This window comes from Gordonibacter massiliensis (ex Traore et al. 2017), from assembly GCF_019731765.1.
Lineage (GTDB): Bacteria > Actinomycetota > Coriobacteriia > Coriobacteriales > Eggerthellaceae > Gordonibacter > Gordonibacter massiliensis.
This window is the reverse complement of sequence record NZ_JAASIO010000005.1, coordinates 138,176-149,248: the sequence shown is the minus strand read 5'-3', so window position 1 is coordinate 149,248 and position 11,073 is coordinate 138,176. Positions and strand designations below refer to the sequence as shown.

Below are 11,073 nucleotides of genomic sequence, written 5' to 3'. Positions count from 1 at the left end.
TGTTCGATTTCTGCGCGTACCGCGTTGTCGCCCTATCGCAGCGGGGATTCGCCCGCACCGGACGACTCTCCGTCGTTTCCGCCTCGCGTCTCGTCCGAGGAGGCCGCCTCGGTGCCGCCTGTTTCCTCCGAAGGCTCCTCCGCGCTCTCGTCGGTTTCGGTCAACATGTACAGCTTGCCCGACGAAGGATCTTGATATACCTTGCCCAATTCCATATAAGGGTTCGTGGTGGACGTGATCTCTCCCACGATCTCCTCCACGTCGTCGACCTGCTGCATGTCCGCTTGGTCGAACTCCGTGATGTTGGGTAGATCGAGATTCCAAAACACCACCAGTGCCATCATCAAACCGCAAGCGAACACGAGCATGACGTCGGCCAAGTTCGCAAGCGAGCTCATAGGGTCGGCGCTGTCGTCTGAATCGAACGGCTTGTCCAGAAAACTGCTGTTGCCGAAGGTGTACCGCATGGCTCACTCCGTCGCCGCAGTCGCGTCGCCCGCCATGGCCGAAGAAGCCTGCGACGATACCGGAATACGATGGGTCGTCCCCATTTGGGCGGGAAGCGGACCTCCCGCATTGGACAGGCCCGCCTCGTCGGTTCGCGCCGGGTCTCCGCGCTTCGCCGGCGCCTCGTAGCCGTGAGGCAGCTTCACTCCGGCCTCGCGCGCCTCGTCGGCTTTTTCAAGGACGGCCGTGACCGCAGCCTCCACCGCCGACAGGTACTTGCCGTACCAAGCTTTGCGAATACGGCTCACGAACAGGCAGATAGCCGCAGCGACAAGACCGGCGACCGTGGTGTCGAATGCGATGAGCAGCGAGGTGGACAGCGCGTCTATGTCTCCTTGGCCCATGGCGACGATGCCGGGACCCAGGGGAATGAGCGTGCCCATGAGACCGAACATCGGCGCCACCTTCGATGCGAAATCGGTTCGCCCGGCGATACGCCGATACCGCTCGTCAAGCCCCGCCACCTCGCGCTTGGCAAGCGCGTAGAGGTCGGTTTGGGGCAACCCCATGTTCCGTGAAACCGTGAGCAGTGCCTGCTTCTGGTGCTTGAGCATGCCGCTTTGCCCGATAGCATCGTCCACTTCGCTATAGTCCGCTTCGTACACGGCGTTCACAAAGCGCGGCACGTTCTCGCGATAGTGCCGCCGCTCCATGATCACCTCGACAACGAGGGAACCGACGCAGAACACTGCGTAAACGATGAGCGCGGCCAGCACGATCATCACCGGTATAAGCAGGTCTTGCGACACTAAGTGCAGAATATCCTTCAAGTACAGTTCACCGTTCATACGGCCATTTCCCTTCTCAACCTCGTTCTAGACATGAATCCCCCCACCGTCATCACCGCGAGCACGCCTGGCAGCAGGAACGGCTCGAACGGATTGCTGAAATCAACGGGATCGATATTCGACTCGGCCTTGCTCATCATCTCGAATACCTGCCAACGCTTACCGCTCCCGTCTCCCCCACCCGCACCCGAATCGGCCCCTTGGGAGCTGTCGGCGTTGGTCTCCGCCTGATTGGACAGACCGAGCACCGTCTGGGTGCCGGACGCGTCAGAGGAACCGGTATCGGATCCCGGTCCCGTTCCAACGATCCCGGTGCCCTCGCTGCTCGGACCGGCAGGATTCGTCGTCTCGTTCCCGGGATTCTCTTCCCGTATCGGCGCGGCTCCCTGCATGACGATTTTGACGGTATTGATGAATTTGACCGTTTTCTCACCCGCGGAGTCTGTCAAGCTCGAAGAGCCGAGCACCAAGCGAAACCGACGCCCTTCGCCCATACCGCCGAAGTCCTTCTCCGGCGTATCGGGGCGCCAGCTGTCGCGCAAGGCCAGCATCGGCTCTGCGGCGATCCTTCCGTTCTCAACGCCGATGTCCATATTCGGAAAGTAATAGCTTGGGCGGTTGAACAGATAATCGGCGGAAATCTTGCTGCCGCCGCCACCGCCCTTGTTGTCGTTCGCGAAGAATTGAAAATACGAAACCTCGCCCGCAACGAGCTCGAGATCGGCGAGAAACCTTGAGAGCGGCACGCCCTCGGCGGACAGCGTCGCGTAATGGCCGTTGTTCGTCACCACCGTATATGCGGCCTGCGCGGTTCCTAGTGCCGCGAAGGACCCGACGTCGTAGACCTTGGTCTTAGCTGGCGTGTCGATGCCGTTCGCGATATCCTCTTCATAGGTTATCTCCACCTCGAGCGAATTGGACGGCCAGTTCTCAGCGTTGTATCGACCCGTGTCGATGACGACGTACACGTACCCGGAAACGCCTCCGTCCATACCTCCCGACACCGTCGCTACCGCGCGCACGGAGCCGTCGTCTTTAGGCTTTATCCTGCCGGTGTCGGGATTGATGTAGCATATCTCCGAATCGGTGACCGACCAAACAAGGTTGTCTATCCGATCGCCCTCCCAAGTATGCCTCTCCGTGCCGTCGCTATAGTAGACCGTAGCGTACAGATCGGCGCCTTCGGTGCCGTCGAGCGTTTCTTTGAACATGACACGCTCGTCTCTGTATGGCGTGCCGTCCGCTTTGGTAACGGCAACTTCGGTCACATAGGCGCCATCCTGTCCGACGATCTTGACGTCGATTCGTCCAACCACTTCTCCGTATTTCTGCGAGGTGCACGTAATGGTGACGATTCCGTCCGCAAGAGCCGTCAGCATGCCGGTGGGGTCGACGGTCGCGATGCTCGTATCGCCCGAAGTCCAGAGCAAAGGTACGCTCTGCGACGCCGCCGGCTCCGTCTTTCCCGTGCTCCATGTGACCGATGCAAGCAGCTGAATCTTGCCGCCTTTTTGCTTCACCGTCGGAACCTGCCCCTGCGCGACATCGGGATACCAAACAGGGCTGTCTGCTTCTGCATCGTAGTATCCAACGATCAGATCCGTCAATGTGGGCGTCTCCGCCTGCCGCTCCTCGCTTGTTAAGGTGACCGTGCTTCCAGGCACCACCGACGTTGACGCCGCAGGATCCTGACTCGTAACAACTGAAGTGCTGGTTTCCGGGCCGTTGACAGCGACGGAAAGCCCAAGGGCTTCGATCTGAGAACGCGCGGTGGGAACCGCGGCGCCCATCACATACGGCACGTTGACGTACGTCGGCTCAACCGGCGGATCGACCGGCGGGTCGGTCGTGTCGCCTTCACCGCCCCCGGTGGCTCCCCCGTCACCGTCAGCGGCGAAGGCCGCCTGGTGCGAGGCACCCAGAGAAAGGCCCGCATCGGTCACGGCAATGGAAGGGATGCCCAGCGAAACGCACAACACGACCGCCGTGAACACCGCCAGCACACGATGGCAGACGGCACTCAACGCGAGGGCGGTGCGGGCGTGCAAGAGAGGGCGCTTGCGGGGGCGGCTCGAAGGAGCTCTCATCGAGGCACCCTCTCCCCCGTACGTATATTTCGAAACAGGGCGCGTTTGCCTGCCGTCTTCGGAACGGGAGTCCTCGAACGTCGAAAACCGCCGCCCGAAGGCGGCGGCCGCGCAGTTCGCGTTGTCCGCCCGTTTCGCGTTTTTGCCCCGCATGCCCTTCCTTTCTTAATTTACCTCGATAATGAATTATTCGTTTTTTAGTATAACTTGCAAACTTTATTATAGTTTTACAAGAACAAATGAGAACCTAGACCTTTGGTTTAGGTTACGAGAAGGTGGCAAACCTTTAACATGGTATTGGTGCTTTTACGGCGCGGCCGCAACCACGGGAGTTGCTGCAGCCGCGTCGAGAAACACCGGCCAAAGAGCCGATAGGGCACCGAACAACATTCTATTCAATTCGCAACGTAAGCCGATCAGCATTGTATTATTATGAGAGTATTCTAAAGAAAGAATATCGAAAAGGATCGACCACGAAAGCGGGAACCGTGCCCCTGCGCCTGCGCGACATATCGAACGAAGAGCTGCGCCGCTGGTGCGGATTCTCGTTGTTCGCAGCTTGGCTCGTGTTGCTGCCACGCACCGTCATGACGAATTCGACGGTCATGCACTCCCACGCGCTCGCCCTCGGCTGTGTTTTCGTCGCGCTGTTCGTCGTGCTGGCCGCTGCCGACGCGGTGCGTGCAGGCCGAGGCGAGCGGATACTGCTTGTCCTGTGCGCCGTCGTGGGCACCGTCTCGGGATTGGCCTTTTTGGCCCAACCGGGGACGAATGCGAGGTTCGCCTGCTTTGCAGCGGAGATGGCCGCCTGCATCGGCCTGCTGTTGCATTGGGGACGGCTGTTGACGACGCAGCCGCTGGACAAGCTGTTCGCCTGCGCGCTCGGGGCTCTTGCAGCCACCGCCGCCCTGCATTTCCTCGTTGTGGGTTTAGGCACCGCCGTTTCGTTGCTGGGCAACGCCCATGCGTTTTCGGACTTCATGCTGGGGGCTTTGGCTTTGCTGCCAGCGGCTTCCAGCTTGCTGGGCCGGCCGACGACCCCCCATGCGAGCGACACCCTGCGGACAGAGGGCTCGGACGCGGCTTTCACGCCTCCGGAAGACGCGGCGATCGAGCCGGTCCGCGAAAGTCGATCAAAGGCCACGCGCGCATCCGTGCCCCTTTCTTACGCCGTCATCCTCTGTCTGGCCTCGTTCATCGCATCGTTCGTGAGCGGGTTCACCTATCTGCCCCACTACGTGGATTGGAACCTCACGGCCAGCTTGCGTTCGGCCATCGTTCTGGCAGCGGCCGTCTGCGCAGGGTGGTACCTGCTGCGAAAGCCGGTGCTCACGCTGTCCCACGCGAACGTGCTGTTGCTGTTCAGCCTGCTGCTCACGGTGCTGGGCCTTTCGGCCCTCACCGTGAACGACCCGGCGGTGTCCGTAGTCGCGGGGGGGGTGGGGGGTGACCCGCCCGCCAGCACTTTTTCGGGGGGCGGGGCGGGGGGGCGCCCCCCCGCGACTGCTATTTCGCTGTGGCGCTCGTGCTGTTCTGCGGCCTCGTTCGGGAATACCGGCTGCCCTTCCTGCCCGCGTTCGCGCTGGGCATGCTGGGCACGGGGCTCTTCTGGGGCTACGACCTGGGCGTGTTCGCGAAACGCCTTCTCGGCTACGATCTGCAGACGCTCGCTCCCCTTTCGGCGGCATGCACCGCCGTGCTGGCCGCTGCCTTCTTCCTGCTGTTCGTGCGCGGGCCGGGTCGCGCAAGCGAGTCAGTGGGGGTCGCAGAGGCGGCGAGAGGCGGCGCGAGCCCGGAGGTTCAGGCGCCGGTCGACGGCACGGCGTCTGCCGACGAAACGCGAAAGGCTCCCGAGCCCGAACCGCAACTCGACGCCGCCTCGGCCCGCCAGATCATCGAGAAGACGCACGAGGACGTGCTCGCCCCCTACCAGCTGTCGCCCCGCGAGCTGCAGGTGTCGCTGCTCGTGCTGGACGGCTTCACCGCTGCGGCTGCCTCCGAAAAGCTGGGTATATCCATCGCCACCGTGAAGTTCCACTTGGGGAACGCCTATCGCAAAATCGGCATCCAATCCAAATCAGAGCTCGTCCAGCTGGCGAAACGCAGCGAGGAAGCAATCGTGGACGAGGGAAAGGAAACGCCGCATGCCGAGTGAACACCGCTCCCCTCTCACGCGTCGCAGGTTCGTGCAGGGCGCCGCGCTCGCCCTGGCGGCCGGCGCGGCGGGCGGGCTCGTGTCCGGTTGCGCGGCGCTCGACGAGTTCTTCACCGGCAAGCGCGTGCTGGCCGACGACACGGGACGCGACGTGACCATACCCACGCCCTCCGCGCTCTCAAACGTGTACTTCACCTCCGGTCTGGCGCAGGTGTTCTGCTTCACCATGGCACCCGACCTGCTGGCGGGAACCGCCATCTCGTTCACCAACGAGCAACTGGAGCTTCTGCCCGTGGGAACCGGCGATCTCGCCTTTATGGGCTCGCTCTCCCAAGGAAGCGTCATAGACAAGGACATGCTGCGCTATCAGGACGTGCAGCTCATCTTCTCCATTTCGGGCACCGACCTCACCGACGTGAACGTGGCCGACGCGCTGGCGTTGCAGGACCAGACGGGCATACCCGTGTTCCTGATCGACGGCTCGTTCGACCGCATTGGCGACACGTACCGATTGCTGGGCGACGCGCTGGGGCGCCCAGAGCGCGCCGAGGAGCTGGCGGCGTATTGCGAGCGCATCTACCGCGACGTCACGCAGGCGGTGTCCGGCGTGCCGAAGTCGCAGCGCGTGCGCTACTACTTCGCCGAAGGGCCCGAGGGCCTGCAAACCGAGCCGAACGCCTCGCAGCATTCGCTGGCCTTCCAGGTGGCGGGCGGCGCGAACGTGGCCGCCGACGCGCCGCTGCCTTTGGGGCGCAACGACATGGCCGACGTGACCGTGGAGCAGGTCGCGGAGTGGGACCCGGAGGTCATCGTCGCGTGGGACTGGCAGAGCAGGGGCGGCGCCGACCAGCTCATCCGCGCCTCGTCGGCCTGGCAGGACGTCTCCGCCGTGAAGAACGGCCGCGTGTACGCCATGCCGCACGTGCCCTTCCCCTTCTGCGACCGCCCGCCCGGCGTGAACCGCTTCCTGGGCATCCAGTGGTTGGCGAACCTGTTCTACCCCGGCTACTACGACGTGGCCATGGTGGAGGTCGTGCGCGACTTCTGCTCCACCTGCTACTGGCGCGACATCAGCCGCGCCCAAGCCGAGCGGATCTTGGGGATGGAGGGGTAGCGCCCCTCCCTGCAGGATCGGCCCCGCCCCGGGTCGCCCTGCACGTGCCGGGGCAGGGCGTCCGACCCGCTACAGCGGCACGCACACGGTGGTGCGGGCGCCGGTGGAAAGCTCCACGTCGATGACGTTGAGCTGGGTGCGGTAGATGTCCTCCAGCTCCTCGCGAGTCATAACGTCGTGGGGCGCGCCCTCGGCGCCGATGAGGCCGTCCTTCATCACGATGACGCGGTCGGCGCAGTAGAACGCGTGGTAGGGGTCGTGCGTGACCATGAGCACGCTCACGCCCGTCTTCGCCAGATCCTTCATGCGCGACAGCACGATCTGCTGGTTGCCGAAGTCCAGGCTCGCCGTAGGCTCGTCCATGATGATGAGGTCGGGCTGCTGCGTGAGCGCCCGCGCCACCAAGATGAGCTGCTGCTGGCCGCCCGAGAGCTTCGTGTACGTGCGCTCGGCCAAATGGTCGATGCCCAAGAGGCACATGGCCCTCCACGCGATGCGCCGATCCTCCGGCGTGGTGCGCGACATGCGCCCCACGTAGGGCGTGCGCCCCATGAGCACCACGTCGGCCACGCTGAACGGGAACGGCGGCGTGTGCGCCTGCGGGATGTAGGCGAACATCTGCGCGCGCTCGCGATCGGCAAGGTGCAGCACGCTCTTGCCCTCCATGGTCACCTCGCCCGCCAGCGGCTTGATAAGACCCAGGATGTTCTTCAGCAGCGTGGTCTTGCCGCAGCCGTTCGCGCCGATGACGCACACGAAGTCGCCGCGCGCCACGTCGAACGACACGCCGTGCACGATCTCCTTCTTGCCGTAGCCGCAGTGCAGGTCGCGCACCCTGAGCAGCGACTCCCCCGACTTGTGGACGCGCCATGCGGGCGCGTCGGCCGTCGAACCCGCCTCCTCCATCGCCTCGCGCGCCACGCTACCACCCTTTCATGTTGTGCTTGAAGATGAATATGAAGAACGGCACGCCCAGTATGGCCGTGAGGATGCCGATGGGTATCTCCGTGGACGACACGAGGCGCGCGATGTCGTCCACCAGCAGCAGATAGCCGGCCCCTATGAACATGGACGCGGGCAGGAGCACTTTGTAGTTCGGCCCCACGATGGCGCGTGCCAAGTGCGGGATGACCAGACCCACCCAGCCCACGATGCCCGACACGGCCACCGAGCACGCCACGATGAGCGTGGACGCGAATATCACGATGAGCCGCACGCGCTTCGTGTTGATCCCTAAGCTCTTCGCCTCCTCTTCGCCGAACGACAGCACGTTGAGCTTCCAGCGCTCCAACAGCAGCATGGCGAAGCCCAGCACCATGGGCAGCAGGATCATCCAGAAATCGGCCTGGTCGATGCGGGAGAAGCTCCCCATGAGCCAGAACGTTATGGCGGGCAGCTTGTCGTTCGCATCGGCCATGAACTTCACGAGCGACGTGCACGACTGGAACAGCGTGGAAACCAGCATGCCGCCCAGCACGAGGCCCAGTATGGCGTCGTACTTGTTCACCATCCTGTTCATCCACACGGCTCCCCCCACGGCCACCATGGCGCCAACGAACGCGAACAGCTGCACGTAGAGGTTCGACAGGTCCAAGAGCAGCGCCAGGCACGCGCCGAAGCTCGCGCCGGCCGAGGCACCCAGCAAGTCGGGCGACACGAGGGGGTTCTTGAACATGCCCTGGTAGCTGGCGCCCGCAACGGCCAGCGCCGCGCCCACCATCACCACCACCAAGATGCGCGGCAGGCGTATGTTCACCAGCGCCGTGGCCATCTTCGGATCCACGTCCACCAGGGGAACGGACACGCCGAACGCGCCCTGCATCACGCCGGCCAGCCAGTTGTTGAGCAGGCCGGCAAGCGTCTGCATCAGTTCGACCGGGTTGATGGGATAGCGCCCGAACGCGAACGACAGCACCATAATGCCCACGAGCGAGGCCGCGATGGCCGCCTTGATCCACAGGGGGACCTTCTTGTTCAGAGCCTCCTCCGCACGCTCGTCGGACGCGTCCAGATCCTGCAGGAGCCCGGCCTTCGCCTGCTCGGGCGAAGCGGGAACCGCAGTCGGCACCGAAGCGGGGGTCGCAGCCGTCGCTTCCGCGGAAGAAGAGGCCGGCGGGTCCGCGCGTCGCCTCCGCGCGAAGAGGACGCGGCCGACGCGCGACCGCTCCGTATCGGCCGTTTCCGCGAATCCGCCGTCCAACTCCCTCGCCTCGCCCACGCAAGCCCCCATCCGCTGGCCCTCGATCGCGTTTCGCCTGTCGAGGTCCCGTCGTTAAGTATCCTTATTCAACTATAGAAAAGAAGAGGGACGATGGCACCCTAGACGTTTGGTATAGGCCCCTACCAGCTTCAACCGATTCCATAACCGCCTTCTTTTTTATATTCCCAATTGATAATATTCCGTTTATAGGATATATTTGTTGAAGCATTATTCTGTTTACAGACTATAGGGGGCGAGGACGATCGAGGCTCTTGAACAGACCTTGATTGGGGAGGAGGGCGCCTCCGACGCGTCAAGCGTCGGAGGCGCCGACGGGGTACCCCGTCGCGCGGCGGAACCAGGGAGCCATCGTAAGAAGCGGGACGACCGGGATTGCGCGTGCCTCGCCCCCAGCGCCGTCGAGCGCCGGGCGAACTACATCATCATCGGCCTCGCGGTGTTCATGGTGGTGGCCGTGGGCGTGTCGCTCATGCTCGGGCGCTACCCCATCGCCCCCGACGAGGCCGTGCGCATGCTGCTCGGCAAGGTGTTCCCCCTCGACCAGACCTGGACCGCCCAGCAGGAGACCCTCTTCTTCAACGTGCGCCTGCCGCGCATCATGCTAGCGCTCATGGTGGGCTGCTGCCTGTCCGCGGCCGGCGCTGCGTTCCAGGGCACGTTCCAGAACCCGCTCGCCTCGCCCGACATCCTGGGCGCCTCGCAAGGCGCCGCGTTCGGCGCCGCCGTCGCCATCCTCGCGGGCAGCGGGGCGTTCGCCGTGTCCCTGTCGGCGTTCGGCTTCTCGCTCGTCGCCGTGCTGCTGGTGCTGCTGGTCAGCGGCCGGGCCAAGGGCAACCGCGTGCTCGTCACCGTGCTTGCCGGCGTCATGATAAGCATGTTGTTCCAAGCCGGCGTCTCGTTCACGAAGCTCGTGGCCGACCCCACCGACGACCTGCCCGCCATCACGTACTGGCTCATGGGCAGCCTGACCGGCGCCAAGCTCGACACGAACCTCCTCATGACCTCGGTGCCCATGGCCATCGGGCTGGCCGTGCTGTTCGCCCTGCGCTGGCGCATCAACATCCTCACCATGGGCGACGATGAGGCGGCCACCATGGGCATCGACGCGCGCAGGCTCCGCCTGGTGGTCATCCTGGCGGCCACGCTGGTCACGGCGGCCAGCGTGTCGGTGTCGGGCATGATCGGCTGGGTGGGCCTCATCATCCCCCATCTGTGCCGCATGGTCGTGGGGGCCAACTACCGCAAGCTCATGCCCGCCAGCATGCTCATGGGCGCCAGCTTCCTGCTCATCGTCGACAACATCTCGCGGCTGGCCACCACGGCGGAGATCCCCGTGGGCATCCTCACCGCCTTCGTGGGCGCACCGTTCTTCCTGTACCTCATCACGAGGAAGAAGCAGCAATGAGCATCGAAATCAGCAACCTGGGCTTCTCGTACGGCAAACGCGAGATCCTCCACGACGTCAGCATCTCCATCCCGGACGCGACGCTCGTGAACGTTCTGGGCCCCAACGGCGTGGGCAAGTCCACGCTGTTCCGCTGCATACTGTGCCTGAACAGCGATTTCACGGGCACCATCCTGGTGAACGGCAAGAACGTGAAGGATCTGAGCGTGCGCGAGCGCTCGCGCGAGATATCCTACATCCCCCAGTCGCACGCCCCGGTGTACGACTACGAGGTGCTCGACGTGGTGCTCATGAGCACCGCAACCGACCTGGGGATGCTGCGCTCACCCGGCCCGCGCCACAAGCGCAAGGCCTACGAGGCGCTCGAGCGCATAGGCATCGCGCACTTGGCGAAGCGCACCTACACCCAGATATCCGGCGGCGAGCAGCAGCTGGTGCTGGTGGCGCGGGCGCTGGCGCAAGACGCCAAGACCATCATCATGGACGAGCCCACGAGCGCGCTCGACTACGGCAACACGGTGCGCGTGCTGTCGTGCGTGCGCCAGCTGGCGAAGGAGGGGCTGAGCATCGTGCAGTCCACCCACCAGCCCGACCAGGCATTCCTCTACTCCGACAAGACCCTCGTGCTGCACCAGGGGCGCGTGCACGCGTTCGGCGACCCCAAAGACGTCATCACCAACGAGCTGGTAAGCACCATCTACGGCGTGAACGTCGAGGTCAACTCCCTTTACGGCGACAAGGTGCGCGTATGCGTGCCCGTGCAAGAGATCGCATAACCAATAACGGCAAGACAGAA

At 63.9% G+C, this 11,073-nt stretch carries 11 protein-coding genes; 4 read left to right on the top strand and 7 right to left on the bottom strand.

All coding sequences use genetic code 11. The annotated features are described in order from the left end of the window. Window positions 1-32: 32 nt before the first annotated feature. From HCH03_RS08100 to HCH03_RS08080, 5 genes are all read right to left on the bottom strand, one after another. Window positions 33-467 (bottom strand): DUF2149 domain-containing protein, encoded by a 435-nt coding sequence (locus HCH03_RS08100; RefSeq protein WP_221689082.1) that lies wholly within the window; start codon window positions 465-467, stop codon window positions 33-35. A gap of 3 nt (window positions 468-470) precedes the next feature. Beyond that, the gene (locus HCH03_RS08095; RefSeq protein WP_221689081.1) at window positions 471-1,295 is read right to left on the bottom strand and encodes a MotA/TolQ/ExbB proton channel family protein; all 825 of its coding nucleotides are present in this window, start codon (window positions 1,293-1,295) and stop codon (window positions 471-473) included. After that, window positions 1,292-3,535 (bottom strand): Ig-like domain-containing protein, encoded by a 2,244-nt coding sequence (locus HCH03_RS08090; RefSeq protein ID WP_221689080.1) that lies wholly within the window; start codon window positions 3,533-3,535, stop codon window positions 1,292-1,294. Before HCH03_RS08090 ends, HCH03_RS08095 begins: the two co-directional genes overlap by 4 nt. 277 nt (window positions 3,536-3,812) lie before the next feature. Beyond that, entirely contained in the window at window positions 3,813-4,526 is a 714-nt protein-coding gene (locus tag HCH03_RS08085; RefSeq protein ID WP_221689079.1) for a hypothetical protein, read from the bottom strand. Between the two features lie 90 nt (window positions 4,527-4,616). Then, window positions 4,617-4,760, bottom strand: coding sequence for a hypothetical protein (locus HCH03_RS08080; protein ID WP_221689078.1), 144 nt, complete (start codon window positions 4,758-4,760; stop codon window positions 4,617-4,619). A 138-nt stretch (window positions 4,761-4,898) separates the two neighbouring features. Between HCH03_RS08080 and HCH03_RS08075 the strand changes: the two genes are divergently transcribed. Next, entirely contained in the window at window positions 4,899-5,537 is a 639-nt protein-coding gene (locus tag HCH03_RS08075; protein ID WP_221689077.1) for a helix-turn-helix transcriptional regulator, read from the top strand. Continuing rightward, window positions 5,527-6,651, top strand: a complete 1,125-nt coding sequence (locus tag HCH03_RS08070; RefSeq protein ID WP_221689076.1) for an ABC transporter substrate-binding protein — start codon at window positions 5,527-5,529, stop codon at window positions 6,649-6,651. The genes HCH03_RS08075 and HCH03_RS08070 overlap by 11 nt, the downstream gene beginning before the upstream one ends. Before the next feature lie 69 nt (window positions 6,652-6,720). Here the strand turns inward: HCH03_RS08070 and HCH03_RS08065 are convergent, their stop codons facing one another. Together HCH03_RS08065 and HCH03_RS08060 are read right to left on the bottom strand one after the other, a co-directional pair. Continuing rightward, window positions 6,721-7,572 (bottom strand): ABC transporter ATP-binding protein, encoded by an 852-nt coding sequence (locus HCH03_RS08065; RefSeq protein WP_368041275.1) that lies wholly within the window; start codon window positions 7,570-7,572, stop codon window positions 6,721-6,723. Window position 7,573: 1 nt separating this feature from the next. After that, entirely contained in the window at window positions 7,574-8,869 is a 1,296-nt protein-coding gene (locus HCH03_RS08060; RefSeq protein WP_368042432.1) for a FecCD family ABC transporter permease, read from the bottom strand. A 265-nt stretch (window positions 8,870-9,134) separates the two neighbouring features. Between HCH03_RS08060 and HCH03_RS08055 the strand changes: the two genes are divergently transcribed. Together HCH03_RS08055 and HCH03_RS08050 are read left to right on the top strand one after the other, a co-directional pair. Then, window positions 9,135-10,277, top strand: a complete 1,143-nt coding sequence (locus HCH03_RS08055; RefSeq protein ID WP_221689075.1) for a FecCD family ABC transporter permease — start codon at window positions 9,135-9,137, stop codon at window positions 10,275-10,277. Continuing rightward, window positions 10,274-11,053: an ABC transporter ATP-binding protein gene (locus HCH03_RS08050; RefSeq protein WP_221689074.1), complete on the top strand. Its 780-nt coding sequence runs from the start codon at window positions 10,274-10,276 to the stop codon at window positions 11,051-11,053. The genes HCH03_RS08055 and HCH03_RS08050 overlap by 4 nt, the downstream gene beginning before the upstream one ends. Window positions 11,054-11,073: the final 20 nt, after the last annotated feature.

Bases quoted from the DNA above. Each gene is read 5' to 3' on its own strand.
- HCH03_RS08100 (WP_221689082.1), bottom strand. From the start codon at position 467: ATGCGGTACACCTTCGGCAACAGCAGTTTTCTGGACAAGCCGTTCGAT.
- HCH03_RS08095 (WP_221689081.1), bottom strand. From the start codon at position 1,295: ATGAACGGTGAACTGTACTTGAAGGATATTCTGCACTTAGTGTCGCAA.
- HCH03_RS08090 (WP_221689080.1), bottom strand. From the start codon at position 3,535: ATGCGGGGCAAAAACGCGAAACGGGCGGACAACGCGAACTGCGCGGCC.
- HCH03_RS08070 (WP_221689076.1), top strand. From the start codon at position 5,527: ATGCCGAGTGAACACCGCTCCCCTCTCACGCGTCGCAGGTTCGTGCAG.
- HCH03_RS08050 (WP_221689074.1), top strand. From the start codon at position 10,274: ATGAGCATCGAAATCAGCAACCTGGGCTTCTCGTACGGCAAACGCGAG.